Raw genomic sequence first — 15,776 nt, 5'->3', positions numbered from 1 at the left:
CCGTGGGCGAGGTCGCCTACTCCGAGGGAGAGGACGCCGCCGAGCTGGGCGGGGACCTGGGCATGGAGCCCATCGAGTGGCAGTCCCTCGTGCTGTCCGACTGGTGCGCGTGCGATGCCGAGGGCCGCCCCGCCTACGTCACGTGCGGCCTGGACGTGCCGCGCCAGAACGGCAAGAACGCCGTCATCGAGATATACGAGGTGTTCCGCCTGGCGGTCTGCGGCTGGCACATCCTCCATACCGCGCACCGCGTGAAGACCGCCAAGAAGGCGTTCAACCGACTCGTCCGCTACTTCACGGACAGGGAGCACCCCGAGCTCTCGTGCCTCGTCGAGAGGATCCGCCGCACGAACGGCGAGGAGGCCATCTACCTCACCAACGGCGGCTCCATCGAGTTCTCGGCGCGCACCAACGGAAGCGCGCGAGGCTTCGATGACATCCAGCTCGTCGTGTTCGACGAGGCGCAGGAGCTCACCGACTCCCAGTACGACGCCATCATGTACACGCTCGCCGCGTCCGCAACCGGAGAGCGCCAGATCATCTACACGGGCACGCCGCCCAACGAGGACTGCCCCGGCACCGTGTTCGCGCGCACACGCGCGGCCATCCTAGCCGGCGACATCCCGAGCACCGAGTGGTGCTCGTGGGCCACGGACGAGTGCCCGCGCCAGGACGCCACGTTCGACGACGTGGTGGACCTCATCTACGAATCGAACCCGAGCATGGGCATCATCCTGTCGCTCGACTTCACCCGCACGGAGTTCGCCGGCGGCTCGATCACCGGCTTCGCCCACGAGCGCCTGGGCTGGTTCAGCCCGGCCGCCATGCTCACGAGGGCCATCCCGCGGGAATCGTGGGGCGCCGCCCTCATCGACGCCATCGGCGACCGGTACCGCGGCAAGAAGGCCTTCGGGGTGAAGTTCTCGAGGGACGGGTCGACCTACGCGCTGTCGGGCTGCAAGCTCGGCCAGCGCGCACTCAAGGGCAAGGCCGCCGTCGAGCTCATCAGGGTCGGAACGACGGCGGGCGGCGCCCGCGAGCTCGCCGAGTGGCTCTACGACCGCCGCACGACCGCGTCGGTCGTCGTCATCGACGGCATGTCGGGCGCCGACGCGCTCATCGACCGCCTCGCCGAGATGAAGCCGCCGCGCGGCTACGTCGTGAGGCCGCAGACGCGCGACGTGGTCGCCGCCGCCGTCGGCTTCGTGGACGCGCTCAACGACGGCACGCTCGCGCACACCTACGACCCGACGCTCGAGGATTCGGCGAGGAAGTGCGTGCGCAGGAAGATCGGGTCCCGCGGCGGGTGGGGCTTCGGCTCCCCCGAGGACGCGACCGTGTCGCCCGAGCCACTCGAATCTTGCTCGCTCGCGCTGTGGGGCGCGAGGAACACCAAGCGCAACCCGCGCAGGAAGCAGAGGACACTGTGATCCAGAGAATTGGGCAGAGGGCCTCCGTCGAGACGCCGAACCTCGACGCCGTCCCCGAGCCGTACCGAGCCGCCGTGGAGGACATGTTCGAAACCTGGGGCGACGTGTCGGCGCGAAACACCGTCCTCAAGCGCTACTACGACATGAAGAACGAGATGAAGAGCCTCGGCATCTCCATCCCGCCCATGCTCGAGATGGTCAACTGCGTCACCGGGTGGTGCGCCAAGGCCATCAAGGCGCACTCCGTGCGCTCCGTCTTCGACGGCTTCGTCTTCGACGGCGCGGAGGACCAGGACCTCAAGCGTCTCGTGCGCGAGAACCGCCTGAGGTCGCTCTACCGGCAGGCGTGCGCGAGCGCCCTCACCTACGGCGTGTCGGCCATGACCGTCATGAGGGGCGGCCCCGGACAGCCCGAGGCGATGGTCCGCGTGTTCAGCGCGAACCAGTTCTGCTGCCTGTGGGACAAGGACGCCCGCCGCATCCGCTGCGGCGTCGTCCTCGCCGACGTCGACAGGTCGGGCAACGCCTCCCGCTACGTGTGCCACTTCCCGGACGCGGTGCTCACGCTGGTGCGCATCGGCTTGGGCAGCGGCCCCTACGAGTGGGATTGCGAGACGGAGCCGAACCCCATGGGTCGCCCGCTCATGGAGGTGTTCACCTACGACCCCGACCCGGACCGCCCGCTCGGCCACTCCATGCTCACGCCCGAGATCCTGGGCATCGTCGACAAGGCCATGCGCGACGTGCTGCGCATGGAGGTCGGCGCGGAGTTCTTCACATTCCCCCAGCGATACATCCTCGGCGCCAAGGACGACCTCTTCTCCGTGAAGGACGGGGACGGCGGGGAGGGCGATGACGAGGACGAGGACGAGGGCGGCCCCGCCACCCCGCCGTCGCCCATCGCCAAGTTCAACGCGTACGTCGGGTCGTTCCTCGCCATCACCAAGGACGAGGACGGCGACGTCCCGACCGTAGGGCAGTTCGCCGCGCCGACCGCCGACAACTTCACACGCGTCTTCGAGAACGACGCGCAGCGGTTCTCCGGCGCGACCAACGTCCCGCTGGCGCAGCTGGGAGTGCTGTCGAACACCTACACGTCCTCGGACGCCCTGGGCGCAGCGAACGACCCGCTCATCCTCGAGGTGGAGCAGATCAACGAGCACAACGCCGAGGCGCTCGAGACGGTCGCGCAGATGATGATGGCGGTCAAGGACGGCGTCCCGATATCCGGGCTCACCGACGAGCAGCGCGCCGTCCAGGCGTACTTCAAGGACCCCTCGATGCCGACCATCGCGGCGCGCGCCGACGCGTGGACGAAACTCGCCGCCGCGGACGAGAGCATGCTGGGCACCCGCGTCTACTACGAGGGCGTGGGCCTGTCCCAGCCGACCATCGACCGCCTGGAACGCGAGAAGCAGCAGAGCGGGGCCATCGCGGCGCTAAACGCCATGGCGGAGACGATGGCCGCGCAGGCCGCGAAGGCCGCGGCCCTGCCGCCCGCCGGCGGTGAGGCGGAGTGATACCGCGCGAGGACTTCGACCGCTACGCCCGCGCGCTCGGCATCAACGCCGACCTGCTGCAGGCGGCGGTCGCGCAGGCGATAGACGAGTTCGCCGGACTCTACGGCGATGAGCTCTACCGGGCGCTGGCGCGCACCTACGCGGCGCTCGTGGCCAAGTTCGGCTCTTTTGCCGCCGCAGCGGCCGTCGAGTTCTACGCCGCCATGCGCTCGGGCGCCGGCCCGGCGCAGGGATACGAACCGCGGCAGTTCGACCCCGGCCACGGCGGGCTTCTCGCGAGCGACGTCGACGAGGCGCTGCGGACTTCCGCGGCCGCCACGGCGCTCGCGGCGACCGCCGTGCAGCGCGCCATGGGCTATGCGGACGCCACGATCCAGGGCAACGCCATGGCCGACCCCGCGCACCCGCGCTGGGCGCTGGTGCCGCACGCGGGCGCGTGCGACTGGTGCCGGATGATCGGCTCTCGCGGCTTCGTCTTCAAGAGCTCGGCGACAGCCGGAGCCGAGCGCCACCCGAGCTGCAGGTGCATACCGGTCGCCGACTTCTCCGGCAGCCCCGCGCTCGACGGATACGACCCGTCGGCGCTCTACGACGAGTACCGCGGGAAGCACCCCGAATGGGGGTCCAGGCGCTCGGGGTCCCGCGGCCACCACAGGGGCGGCAAGGTAGTCGCCGCGTTCGTGGACGGGAAGAGGTTCGGAAGCATCGGCGACATCCAGAGGTACATGGAGGGGGCGTCGTCCCCGGATGACCTCAAGGCACGCATGGCCACCGCGAACAGGGCGGGGCTGGCCATGGGCTTCAAGCCCGGGAGCCCCTACGCCAAGTCGCTCGCGCAGACCGCGGCGAGCGTGAGCAAGAGGCTCTCGGCCAAGTGAGGACGCCCCGTGGGAGGGCGGGCGCGACGCGCCATCAAGCGTCGCCGGCGAAGACACGCAACGCGCCGGCAGGAACACGAGGCCGCAGCCCGCACGGGAGGCGGCCTTTTCCATGCCTAAAGACCGCCAGCGCCGCCGCACGGGGCGCGAAGCGAGCCCCGCACGGGGCGGAAGGAGTGCAAGATGCCGACCCAGCAGCAAGCCAACAACGTGACCGATCCCGTCGAGCCCCCGCAGCCCGCCGCGCCGGCGGAACCCGGCGCCGGCCAAGAGCCCGGCGCGCCGCAGGAGCCGCCCGCGATCGACTGGAAGGCCGAGGCCGAGCGATTCAAGAAGGAGTCCCGCAAGTGGGAGGCCCGGGCCAAGGAGAACAAGGGCAAGGCCGACCTGTGGGACGCCCAGGGCGCGCAGGCGCCCACCGTCGAGTCCCTCAACGACGAGCTCAACGACCTGAAGGGACGCCTCGCCGCGTCCGAGGCCGAGCGCGAGCGCGAACGCACGCTCGCCCGCGTGTCGCAGGCCACCGGCGTGCCGGCCGCGCTCATCCACGGCGACGACGAGGAGTCTATGACGGCATCGGCAAAGGCCGTCGGCGACTTCGCCGAGTCGCGCCAGCCGGGCTACCCGCTCGACAAGGGCGGATCCGGTGGAGGAAAGAAAGTGAACAGGGAGTCCATCGAGTCCATCAAGGACCCCGCCAAGCGCATCATGGCCCGCGCCGCGCACATGGACCTCTACAAGTAAGAAAGGGGCAAGCATGCCCGTACCCGCAAACATCTCCGACTCCAAGGCCATCAACGCCTCGATGGACCAGGAGTTCATCCGCAACTTCGAGGGCGACCTCGACCGCCTGCTCGAGGTCCTCGGCATCTTCGGCGCCGAGACCATCGCCGCCGGCACCACGCTCAAGATGCTCAAGGTGACCGGCGAGCTCAACGACTCCAAGACCGACGGCTCCAAGGAATCCGCCACCGGCGACGCCGCCGTCCAGCTGGGTTCCAGCTCCGGCACGTCCTACGTCGAGGGCGACGAGGTCGCGCTGTCCAAGTTCACCGCCACCTACGAGCCCGTGGGCGAGGCCGAGGCCTTCCCGTACCGCCGCATGACCACGCACAAGGCGATCCAGCAGTCCGGCTACGTCAACGCCGTGCTCAAGACCGACAAGCACATGGCCTCGCTCGTGCGCCGCAGCATCGTCTCGCAGTTCTTCTCCTTCCTGCTCAAGGGAACGGGCACGGCGACCGGCAAGGGCCTGCAGGCATGCGCCGCGGCCGTCGACGCCAGGCTCGGCAACACCCTCGAGACCAACGGCGACGCCGCCGAGCGCGTCGTCCACTTCATCAACCGAGACGACGCCGCCGACTACCTCGGCACCGCGACCATCACCGACCAGAACCTGTTCGGCCTCACCTACCTCGAGAACTTCCTGGGCCTCTCGGGCGTCTTCCTGACCAACCAGGTCGCCAAGGGAACCATGATCGCCACCCTCGCCGACAACATCCGCATCTTCGGCGTGGACTTCGGCGAGCTCGCGACCTCGGGCCTCACGTACACGGTCTCCGACTCCGGCCTGATCGGCGTCGCGCACACCCCGGCGTACGACCACGTGTCCGTCGAGACCAACGTGCTCGCCTGCGCGACGTTCTTCCCCGAGGTGAAGGACTACATCGTGAAGGGAACCATCACGACCAAGTAAGGAGGCCGACGTGGACGACTACGCGTTCGCTACGGTCGACGAGTACCGCATCGACACGGGGGACGCGGTGACCGACGAGGAGCGCGTCGCGGCCGAGCTGTCGCGGCAGAGCGCGAAGCTCCGCGCGACCCTCGGCATACCGCGCTACCGCTCCCTGACGGGCGACGCCCGCGAGCTTGCCCGCGACCTGGTGACCGACGCGGCCCGCAAGAAGCTGGTCCAGCCGGCCTGCGCGCCCATGGGCGTGGAGGACCTCACCGGCGTCTCGCAGTCGAGCTTCACGGCCAACGGGTTCCAGGGGAGCTTCACGTTTCAGAACCCGAGCGGCACGGCCTACTTCGACCGCTCGACGCTCGCCGCGCTCAAGAGGCTGCTCGGGTGCGGCCAGCGCATCGGCACCGTGTGCCCGAGCTACGGGGGCAGGCCGTGATCGGCGAGGAGGTGACGGTGCTGTCGAGCACGGAGACGGGCAGGGACGCCATGGGCGAGCCTGTCGTCGAGTGGGAGGCCACCGTCGTCACGGGGTGCCTCGTGCGGCCCCTGGCGGGCTCTGATGTGGGGGATGCCGTCCGGCCTGACGGCATCGAGGCGAGCTACTCCATCGCGTTCCCCAAGACGTACGCGGGGCCGCCGCTGGCGCGCTGCCGCATCGCCCTGACGGGGCGCGGCATGCCAGCCGACCCCGACACCGCGCTGCTGGTCGTCGGTTCCCCCGACATCACGAACCCCTGTCCCACGGCGTGGAACATGACGGCGACGGCGGGGAGGGTCCATGGCTGACAAGATCAAGTTCGGGCGCTTCGTCCACAGCGACGCGGGAGTCATCGCCGTCACGAAGGGCGCGGGCGTCCGCGCCTGGGTGGCGACCGAGACTGCCCGCCTCGCGGCGAGGGCCAACGCCGAGGCCGCATCACACCACGTGCCGTCAGGCTACCGCAGGTCCCTCGAGAAGAAATACCCGGGGACATTCGACAGCGCCCCCTACGCGGGCGTCGTCAAGTCGGGCTCCTGCGACACCTTCGGCGTCGTAAGCGCCGCGACCCCGGCAGGCGCCTACGACCAGAACCGCAACCACACGCTCGACCACCTGCTCTAAGGAGGAAACGTGCCGAGACTCAACGTGATGGGCGAGCTCAGGGCGATTCTCGAGTCCGTCCTGGGCGGCGTGCCCGTTCAGGTCGGCCTGCCCGGGGAACGGCCGGGGACCGTCGTGGTGGTCCGCCGGTGCGGGGGCGCGCGGCAGGACGCGCTCGTGGATTCGCCGCAGGTCGAGGTCATCATGTGGGCCCCGACAGAGGCCAGGGCCGAGGAGCTCGCCGAGCTCGTGGGCGACGCGATGTCGCACCTGCCGTTCGCGCGGGGCTTCTGCGCCTGCGAGGAGCTCGAGATGCGGACCGACTACGACTACCTCGCCCGGTCCCCGCGCTGGTACGCGCTGTACCGACTGAAGACATACCAACCGAAAGAAGGATAAATGGCATCCAACAACGAAGAGGCCAAGATTGCCCTCGCGTCAGAGGACGCGACCCCCGCGGCCGATATCGACCCCTCGCTCGTAACCACCGGCTCACCCGTCGAGGGCGGCTGCGTGTACACGAGCTTCAAGGCCAAGCCGACGCTCCCGGCCGACGCCATGACCAAGATCTCCACGCTCACCGACCTCGTGTCGCTGGGCGACCTGTCGCCCGACGGCTTCACGGCCTCCAAGGGCGTGACGGTCAACGAGTTCAAGGGCTGGCACCAGTCCATCGTGCTCACCAAGGTCTCCGAGGAGAAGCACCAGTACAAGATGGTCTTCATCGAGTCCGTCCGCTCCTCCGTCGCCAAGCTGCGCTACGGCGCCGACAACGTCGAGACGAACGAGGACGGAACGTTCAGCCACATCAAGGCCGTCGCCAACTCCGACGTGCGCGTCCCGCTCGTCATCGACGAGCTCGAGGACACTGGCAACCTCCGCCGCACCGTCATCCCGCGCGTCTCCATCGACTCCTACGACGACGTCGAGCACAAGCCCGGCGGACTGGTCCAGTACGGCTTCACCTTCACGGTCCTCAAGACCGCGGACAAGCCGCTGTTCGACATCTACCGCGCTAAGCCCGCCGCGTAGACAGGGCCATAACGAAAACGCCGCCCCGGTTTTGCCGGGGCGGCCCTTTATCTGGGAGGAAAGATGAACAAGGACTACCTGGCAATGATGGACGAGGGCGAGCTCGAGGCATACGCCAAGGTCCTCGGCTTCACGACCGCCGCCGCGCAGACGGCGGCCGACAAGGCGAAGCTCATCGAGCAGAAGCGAGGACGCTGCGCCGAGCTGACCGTTCTCGGCATCGCCATGAGCATTCCCGTCAAGCGAGCGCACGACCGCCGCTTCATCGACGCCATGAACAAGGAGGACCGCACGACCGAGGAGCTCGACGGGGCGTTCCGCTTCCTCCTCGGCGACGAGCAGTACGCGAGCCTCATGGAGGCCGTGACCGAGGACGACGGCACGCAGGACGACGATGCGCTGGGCTACGCCTACAACAAGCTGCTCTACTCGGCCGAACTAAAAAACTTCTAGAGCTCGCCGACCTTGAGGAACGCCACCTGCCCCTGCTCAGGCACGACTTCAGGGTCTTCTACGGCTGTTGCTACGACGAGGTCGGCGCCGCCGAGGCGTACGACCTCGTGAGGACGCTGCCGGACGGGTCGCTCACCGTGGCGGCCCTCCACCCGGAGCGCAGCTGGACCCAGGAGCAGCACCTGACGGCGGACGTCGTGGACAGCGTCTACGCGGCGGCGACCGCGCTGTGCGGCGGCAAGGCATCGGAAGCCCCGAGGGTGCCCCGCCCGCGGGACGTGGCCGCCGCCGGCGCCGCGGTAGAGCGCGCGGCGTCGGTTCGTGCCCGCATCGAGAACACCGAGTGGGTGGAGGTGACGGATGGCTGAGATCGGACGCGCGGACCTGCTGATCGTCCCCAGGTTCGACAACCTTACCAAGTCGGTCGAGTCCGCGCTCGGCAAGTGCGAGGGGCAGGCGAGCAAGTCCGGCTCCAGCCTCGGCAAGAGCACGGGCTCCGGGTTCGGGAAGGGGCTGGCCGGCTCCGGCGCGATGATAGGCGCCTTCTCGACGCTCACGTCGAAGGCCATGGACTCCATCTCGTCCCATGTCGGGTCGGCGATCAGCCGCTTCGACACGCTTAACAACTACCCGAAGGTCATGCGGTCCCTCGGGTACTCCGCCGATTCCGCCAACGCGTCTATCGGCAAGATGTCCGACCGCCTGTCGACCCTGCCCACCAGGCTCGACGACATGGTCTCGGTCGTCCAGGGCATCACCGCCACGGTCGGCGACCTCGACAAGGCCACCGACGTCGGACTCGCGCTCAACGACATGCTCATCGCCTCGGGCAGCTCGACCCAGCTGTGCGCGGCGGCGATGGAGCAGTTCCGCCAGATCCTCTCCAAGGGCAAGCCCGAGATGGAGGACTGGCGCTCGCTTACGACGGCCGCGCCTGGCCAGATGGACCAGCTGGCGAAATCCATGCTCGGCCCCACGGCAAACGCCAACGACCTGTACGCAGCGCTCGGTGGCAGGGGCAAGGACCCGACCATCACGCTCGACCAGCTCATGGACAAGATGGTCGAGCTCGATACGCAGGGCGGCGCGAGCTTCGCGTCCTTCAAGGACCAGGCCGAGACCGCGGCCGGCGGCGTCCAGACGAGCATCCAGAACATGTCGAACTCCGTGACCAAGGGCGTCACCGGGACGTTCGAGGCGATCGGCAGAAACAACATCGCCGGGGTGCTCGACGACGCGAAGGGCGCCGTGAACGGCTTCTTCAAGGTCGTCAACGGCGGAGTCTCCGCATCGATGCCCCTGGTCAAGCAGCTCTACGGCGGGTTCAAGGGCCTGGCGCCCGAGATCGTCTCGGGCGCGGCGGGCATCGCGGCGTGGCAGAAGGCGGTGCCCGTCCTCTCCGGCGTCGCGAGCGGCGTGGGCAAGGCCACCGAGGCGTTCAAACTCGCTCGCGGGGGCGCCGGAACATTCGCCGAGTCGCTCGAGGCGGTGGGCATCGGCTTCAATCCGGTCGCGATCGGCTGCACCGTCGCGGCCGCCGGCATCGGCATACTCATCGAGAAACAGGTCGAGTGGCAGGCCCGCACGGACGCGCTCAACAAGGCCACGACCGGCCTGGTCGACGCGGCCTCAAACACCGTGGCGCTCGATTCCTACGCCGGCAGGGTCGAGAATGTAGGCAAGAAGTCCAGCTTATCCGCCATGTCCGTCGACGAGCTCGCCGAGTCGATCGGCAAGCACGTCGACGCCATGAACGAGAACACGAGGGCCGCCGAGTCGCAGATCGCGCAGCTCAACACCGCGCAGCAGATCATCGACAACTATGCCGGCAAGACCGACCTGTCCACCGACGCCCAGGGCAGGCTCACGTGGGCGCTGCAGCTGCTCAACGACCAGCTCGGGCTCAACATCTCGGCGCAGGACGTGGCGAACGGGCAGTACGTCGACGCGGACGGCAACGTCAAGAACCTCAAGCAGTCCATCGACGAGCTCGTCGCATCCAAGAAGAAAGACGCCGAGGTGAGCGCCCTCACGGCGAACCTCACCGAGGCGTACCAGGCGCAGTCCGAGGCGGCAAACACGCTCGCCTCCAAGACGAAGCCCTACCAGGACCGCCTGAAGGAACTCGCCAAGACCTACCCGGAGCTCACCAAGGGCGAGCTCGAGGCGCTCGCCTGCACCGAAAAGGTCGGCAGGGAGTACAACGAGGCGAAGAAGCAGTTCGACTCCGCCTCGGAGAGCATCGACGTGCTCAACGGCAAGCTCGGAGACGCCGCGCTGACCTCGCAGGAGGCCGGCAGCACCTTCGAGCACTTCGCCCAGGCGCAGCTGACGCTCTTCCAGGCGCAGCTCTCGGCCAACGGCGAGACCCTGTCCGCCGTCTCCGGCTCTCTCACGCAGCTCGGCGTCGACACCGAGCAACTGGCGAGCCTCAGCGACGACCAGCTCGCCAAGCTGGCTCAGGACTACGACGGTACCGCCCGCTCCATCGTCGACGACCTCGACGGGTGGGGCGTATCGATGGACGAGGGCGCCGCCTCGACGGTCCGCGCCGCGAGCCAGATCCAGGCCGCGCTCGAGGACATGGGCGGCAAGTTCAAGAAGGCGTTCTCGAAGGAGAACATCGACTTCGGCGCGTTCTCGGACGCCTGCGCCGCCGCCGGCGTGTCGACCGAGACGCTCAACAGCATCGGCTCCGCCAACCTCGCCGCGCTCGCCGGCAACTTCAACGGCAACATCGACCAGATGGTGTGGGCCGTCCAGAACTACAACGCGCAGCCCATCGTCGACAAGAACGGCAACGTTACCGTCAACCAGGCCCAGCTCATGGACGCCCAGGGCAACGTTTACACCTGGAACGGCTCGCAGCTGATGGACAAGAACGGCGTCGTCGACGTGAGCGTCGGCGACCTGCGCGACGCCCAGGGCAACCTCGTGACTTGGAACGGCACGGCTCTCCAGTCCAAGAGCGCCAAGACAAAGGTCGACAAGAAGGAAGTCGACAGGGCGCAGACCTCGGTGGACAAGCTCAACGGCACCAAGCTCAAGAGCAAGGAGATGACCGCCAAGGCGAGCTACGGGACGCTGCCGAAGTGCCAGTCTGCGATGCAGGCGGTGATGAACGAGCCGTTCCACTCAAGGTCGGCGACGATCACCACGACCTACGTGACCGTCAACAGGACGCGCAACGAGAAGGCCGCAGGCGGCATACGGCACGCCGATGGCGGCATCCGCATGCACGCGCACGGAGCCATCGTCGACGCGCCGGTGACCGGCTACCCGCTCGACTGGGTGGGCGAGGACGGCGCCGAGGCAATCGTGCCGCTCACCAACCGAAAGTACTCGGAGCCGTTCGCGGCGACCATCGCCGAGCAGATGGCAAAGCTCGGGGGCCAGCGCGGCGACGTCTACAACATCTACCTCGACGGGTCGGCCCTCGAGGTCGACGAGCGCGTCGCGGAGGCGCTCAGGGCGCTGGTCTCCGAACTCAAGAGGACCGTCAGGACCGGAAGGGGGTAGCAGATGGCATCAGCGCAGACGACCAGGGGAGGCGTGACGTACTACACCGTCAACCTCTCCACGTCCGTGTCGAACGTGAACGACACCACGGCCCGCATCTACTGGACCGCCACCGTCGACTTCGGAGACTGGTACTACTACGGCGTGCGCCTGCACGTCAAGGTCGGCGGCGTCTGGCGCGCGTCGGGCGACGGCTACACGACCTCCTCCTGGAAGCGCGCCGTCACCGTCAGTGGGTACACCGACGCGGAACGCAAGGACAACGACTACGACGTCTGGGTCGAGGCGTACACCGAGTCCGTGGCAGTCAACGGCTACGGCGGGGTCGGCGCGACGACCTCCTGCGGCGAGGGCGCCAGGATCGGCAAGGTCCCGGCATACGAGCCCGCGGCCCCGACCGACCTCAGGGTCACGCGCTCGACCGACGGGACAACCGAGCTCGAGTGGGTCAACCACCCGGACGACGATGCTAGGAAGTACTACGACGGCATCAACGTCTACCGCCATACCAACGGCGGCGACACCGAGAACCCCTACAACAGCGTCACGATCTCCAACTGGCGCGACACGTCGACATCGGCAAACAATTACTACGACTACGACGTAAGGGCGCGCTGGCGAGGCGGCACGTCGGAGAGAACGAGCTCCGTGCGCGTCTACAAGACGCCCTCCCCACCGGCATCGGTCTCGCTATCGCGCTCCGGCGACGGCGAGGTCTCGCTGGTCGTTAGGGGTCCCGATATCCCGTTCTGGATTAGCGGCTTCGATGTCCGCGCGACCTCCGACGGCGGCAGGACCTACAAGCCCCGCGCCCTTACCGCCGACAGACAGGAGCCGGGCGTCTGGACCATGACCGACCCGTCTGCCGTGGCGGGAGAGAAGGTCGTCTACGAGGTCCGCACCTACCGCGAGGAGCCCGTGGCGGGCGCGGGGGACACCGTCTTCTCCGCGTGGACGGCATCCAACGCAGTGGCGACGATCTGCCCGCCGTACGCGCCCGCCGTCTCCGGGGTCGACCCCGCCTACCCGACTGGGTCGACGGCGACCATCGGCTGGACGCGGAACCACCCCGACGGGACAGCCCAGACGGCGGCGCAGATTGAGCTGGTCGGGCCCGATGGCAAGACCGTCCCGCACCACATCACCGGGCCCGCGTCGACGACATCCCTGACCCTGTCCGCGAAGGGCACCTACCGGCTACGCGTCCGCACCAAGGGCGCCGACCCCTCATGGGGAGCGTGGTCGGAGTACGCGGTGTTCAGGGTCGCCGACCCGCCGCAGGCGTTCTTCACGACCCCCGCGGAGGACGGCGAGGCCGTCGTCGAGCTCCCGCTGCGCGCCGCCTGGACCGCTGTCGACGAGACCGGCATCACCTACCAGCGCCTGAGGCTGCTGCGCGGCGGCTCCGCGGTCATCGACACATCGGTCGCCGCGGGCGCGCGGTCGCACGAGATCGCCTCCGGCCTGGAGAACAGGTCCGCGTACGTCCTCGAGCTCACCGTCCGCGGCGGCTCGAGCCTGTCCACGACCGTCACCCGCTCGTTCTCGACCGACTGGCTCGTGCCCGCCACGCCCATCGTCAACGTCTCCTACAGCGACGCGCTCGCAGCCGTCGTCACGGTGCGCGACGGCATCTCGGAGTTCTCCGTCAGGGACCACAAGCTGCGCGGCCCCATGGCCATGACGCCCGAGGGCAACATCCGCATCAGGGGCGGCATGTCCATAAAGGGGACGCGCGCAACCGTCCACAGCCTCCCGCCGTGCGCCTCGTTCGATATCGAGCGCGTGCTCGCGGACGGCTCGAGGCTCCTGCTCGCGAGCGGCCTCAAGTCCGGGCAGAGCGTCATCGACCGCCTGCCGCCGCTCAACGTCGGGTTCTCCTACGTCGCGCGCGGCTACGCGGCCTCCGGAACCACCTCGACGACCGAGGTGGGGACCGTGTGCCCGTGCGACGGGTTCGCCCTCAACTTCGGGCCGGACGCCTCCGAGGTCGTCGTGGGCGACAGGAACATGGGCGGCCCGCCGCAGTACTCGGCGAGCCCCGAGCGCGAGCGCGACCAGTTCCACTTCGTCGGCGGCGGCCTGCCCATGGGGTTCGAGAGCGGCAACCTCTCGATGAAGGAGTCGATGGAGTTCACGATCGAGGAGGACGACTACCTGCGCGTCCGCGGCCTGTTCGGCCGCTACGGAAGCGCCTGGGTGCGACCCCATCTGGGCGACCGCGGCTTCGCCGCCGTCACGGGGACGCTCACCAGGTGCGCGCCTGAGGACTACAGGGTGTCCGTATCGACGAAGAGGGAGCGATGGAGGGAGCCCAACGGTGTCGGATGATATCTGGCTCGCGTCGTTCAGGACCTCCTACCGGTACGCCCGCGTTTCGCGGTCGACCGGCCTGGAGGCCGGCGCCATCGAGTGCTTCACCGGCGGGAGCATCAGCCGCAACCAGGACACGGACACCTATGAGTCCGCATCGCTGGACTACGTCGGCAGGCTCGACATGGGCAACGACTTCGTGCGCATCTACCTCGACGCGGAGGACCCGATCTCGGGCGCGTCGCGCACCGTGTGCCTGGGGACCTTCGAGTGCTCGACGCCGTCCCGCACGGTGAGCGGCGAGGTGGCGACCGGCATCGCGACGCTCTACGGCAGACTCCACGACCTCGCGAAGGACGACTTCGACGAGCCGTACACCGTGCCGGCCGGCGCAAACGCGGTCTCCGCGGCCAAGGCGATCGCGGAGGGGTGCGGGCTCGAGGTGATCGCGGAGCCGAGCGACTACACGCTGTCGACGGCATGGGTCTTCGGGATCGCCGCCACGGCGGACACGCCGGACAACAAGCTGGGCGCGGTCAATAGGCTGCTCTCCGCTGCAGGATTCAGGAGCGCGTCGACCGATGCCTACGGGCGCGTGCTGTTCAGGCGTTACCTGGAACCGGCGGCGAGGCCGATCGACCACACCTTCTCAGAGGGCGAGGACTGCCGGGTGCTTCCCGACCTCACCGACGAGCAGGACGACTTCGACGCGGTGAACGTGGTGCACGTCGACTTCGCTACCCAGGGCGAGAGCGTCAGGGGAACGGCCTCGGACGACAGCCCGCAGAGCGAGTGGTCGACCGTCTCCACGGGCCGCCGCATCGTGAAGCGGTACCAGTACAGCGACCTCCCGTCAGGGGAGAGCGTCATCGCCGGCGGCTCCTACCCGCTCGCCGGAGACGGCACCCACGACAGCGCGACCTTCAGGTGCAGCGGCGGCGGGGGGACCATCGAGACCGTCGGCGTTTCCGGGTGCCCGATCGGCGGCATCAGCCAGGCGATCCGCATCACGAAGGGGTCGGGCTCCGGCGAGATCGGCATCGCCCAGGACAAGATATTCCTCAAGAAGGGCCAGCCGTACACCGAGTCCGTTTACCTCTACGCGTCGCAGAGGGTGCAGGTGAGGGTCCAGCCAATCTGGCGCGAGGACGACGGGGGAGAGACCGCGACGGTCGCCATCGGGCCAGGCTGGACGAGGCTGTCGCTCACGGCCACCCCGGCCAAGTCCGAGGAATACAGCGCGGGCTACATCTACCTTGCCGCTAGCGCGCCGACCGGATCGTACATCGACGTAGCGCAGGTCAAGGTCGAGGAGGGCGTTGTGGCAACGCAGTTCGCGGTCGAGGCTGCGAACGAGAAGGCGGCGAGCCTGCTCGCCACCGAGTGCTCGGTCATCCGCCGCCCGATCATCACGGCGATCTTCAACCCGTCGGCGGACGTCTACTCGGCGTGCGCCATCAGGCTGCCGTCTGTCGGGATCGAGCTCGCCCGCGCCTGCATCCGGAAGATGGACCTCGAGCTCTCGATGGGATGCCCCATGAGGATCGAGCTCCGCATGTACATGAGGGGTGATGCCTCGTGAGCGCCATGCCGTCCCTGGCCGCGGACCTTGCCGATATCGTCGCCGGCCCTTCGGCGCCCGGCGTCTCGATCGCCTACGGCACCGTCGTCGCGGCGGACTCCAGGACCGTCGACGTGCGCATCGGGGGCTCGGTTGTCGCCGGCATCTGCATGACGACGTCCTGTCGGGGCGCGGCGCCCGGTCAGCGCGCCATCCTCATCGGGTCGCCGCCGCTCTGGACGGCGATCGGGATCATCGCTTGATTATCGTGCGGGCGCAGGCCCGCGGAAGGGAAGCCG

General features: G+C 68.6%; 16 protein-coding genes. All 16 read left to right on the top strand.

All coding sequences use genetic code 11. From position 1 onward, the window contains the following. Window positions 1–2: 2 nt before the first annotated feature. The 16 genes from DXD48_RS02905 (at window position 3) to DXD48_RS02830 (ending at window position 15,740) form a co-directional block, all read left to right on the top strand. Complete coding sequence (locus DXD48_RS02905) at window positions 3–1,430, top strand: DEAD/DEAH box helicase family protein (RefSeq protein ID WP_117563928.1); 1,428 nt, start codon at window positions 3–5, stop codon at window positions 1,428–1,430. Continuing rightward, the gene (locus DXD48_RS02900) at window positions 1,427–2,950 is read left to right on the top strand and encodes a phage portal protein (RefSeq protein WP_117563927.1); all 1,524 of its coding nucleotides are present in this window, start codon (window positions 1,427–1,429) and stop codon (window positions 2,948–2,950) included. Before DXD48_RS02905 ends, DXD48_RS02900 begins: the two co-directional genes overlap by 4 nt. Next, on the top strand, window positions 2,947–3,828 hold the full coding sequence (locus DXD48_RS02895; RefSeq protein ID WP_117563926.1) for a hypothetical protein: 882 nt from the start codon (window positions 2,947–2,949) through the stop codon (window positions 3,826–3,828). The genes DXD48_RS02900 and DXD48_RS02895 overlap by 4 nt, the downstream gene beginning before the upstream one ends. A 183-nt stretch (window positions 3,829–4,011) precedes the next feature. Further along, complete coding sequence (locus DXD48_RS02890) at window positions 4,012–4,572, top strand: hypothetical protein (protein WP_117563925.1); 561 nt, start codon at window positions 4,012–4,014, stop codon at window positions 4,570–4,572. A gap of 13 nt (window positions 4,573–4,585) precedes the next feature. Continuing rightward, window positions 4,586–5,524: a hypothetical protein gene (locus DXD48_RS02885; RefSeq protein ID WP_117563924.1), complete on the top strand. Its 939-nt coding sequence runs from the start codon at window positions 4,586–4,588 to the stop codon at window positions 5,522–5,524. Window positions 5,525–5,534: 10 nt separating this feature from the next. Continuing rightward, window positions 5,535–5,954, top strand: a complete 420-nt coding sequence (locus DXD48_RS02880; RefSeq protein ID WP_117563923.1) for a hypothetical protein — start codon at window positions 5,535–5,537, stop codon at window positions 5,952–5,954. Next, window positions 5,951–6,304, top strand: a complete 354-nt coding sequence (locus tag DXD48_RS02875; protein WP_117563922.1) for a hypothetical protein — start codon at window positions 5,951–5,953, stop codon at window positions 6,302–6,304. Before DXD48_RS02880 ends, DXD48_RS02875 begins: the two co-directional genes overlap by 4 nt. After that, entirely contained in the window at window positions 6,297–6,620 is a 324-nt protein-coding gene (locus DXD48_RS02870) for a hypothetical protein (RefSeq protein ID WP_117563921.1), read from the top strand. Before DXD48_RS02875 ends, DXD48_RS02870 begins: the two co-directional genes overlap by 8 nt. Window positions 6,621–6,629: 9 nt before the next feature. Then, on the top strand, window positions 6,630–6,998 hold the full coding sequence (locus DXD48_RS02865) for a hypothetical protein (protein WP_117563920.1): 369 nt from the start codon (window positions 6,630–6,632) through the stop codon (window positions 6,996–6,998). Further along, the gene (locus tag DXD48_RS02860) at window positions 6,999–7,631 is read left to right on the top strand and encodes a hypothetical protein (RefSeq protein ID WP_117563919.1); all 633 of its coding nucleotides are present in this window, start codon (window positions 6,999–7,001) and stop codon (window positions 7,629–7,631) included. 63 nt (window positions 7,632–7,694) lie between these two features. Then, entirely contained in the window at window positions 7,695–8,084 is a 390-nt protein-coding gene (locus DXD48_RS02855; RefSeq protein ID WP_117563918.1) for a hypothetical protein, read from the top strand. A 107-nt stretch (window positions 8,085–8,191) separates the two neighbouring features. Then, window positions 8,192–8,452, top strand: coding sequence for a hypothetical protein (locus DXD48_RS02850; RefSeq protein WP_117563917.1), 261 nt, complete (start codon window positions 8,192–8,194; stop codon window positions 8,450–8,452). After that, entirely contained in the window at window positions 8,445–11,603 is a 3,159-nt protein-coding gene (locus DXD48_RS02845; protein ID WP_117563916.1) for a tape measure protein, read from the top strand. The genes DXD48_RS02850 and DXD48_RS02845 overlap by 8 nt, the downstream gene beginning before the upstream one ends. Before the next feature lie 3 nt (window positions 11,604–11,606). Further along, window positions 11,607–13,934 carry a fibronectin type III domain-containing protein gene (locus DXD48_RS02840; protein ID WP_117563915.1) on the top strand — a complete coding sequence of 776 codons (2,328 nt, stop codon included), beginning with the start codon at window positions 11,607–11,609 and terminating at the stop codon, window positions 13,932–13,934. Next, window positions 13,924–15,498, top strand: a complete 1,575-nt coding sequence (locus DXD48_RS02835; RefSeq protein WP_117563914.1) for a hypothetical protein — start codon at window positions 13,924–13,926, stop codon at window positions 15,496–15,498. The genes DXD48_RS02840 and DXD48_RS02835 overlap by 11 nt, the downstream gene beginning before the upstream one ends. After that, window positions 15,495–15,740, top strand: coding sequence for a hypothetical protein (locus tag DXD48_RS02830; RefSeq protein WP_040359421.1), 246 nt, complete (start codon window positions 15,495–15,497; stop codon window positions 15,738–15,740). The genes DXD48_RS02835 and DXD48_RS02830 overlap by 4 nt, the downstream gene beginning before the upstream one ends. The last annotated feature ends 36 nt before the right edge of the window (window positions 15,741–15,776 follow it).

Source organism: Collinsella sp. TM05-37, assembly GCF_003436455.1.
Taxonomy (GTDB): domain Bacteria; phylum Actinomycetota; class Coriobacteriia; order Coriobacteriales; family Coriobacteriaceae; genus Collinsella.
The sequence above is the reverse complement of the archived record's forward strand: the minus strand, read 5'-3'. Positions and strand labels throughout refer to the sequence as shown.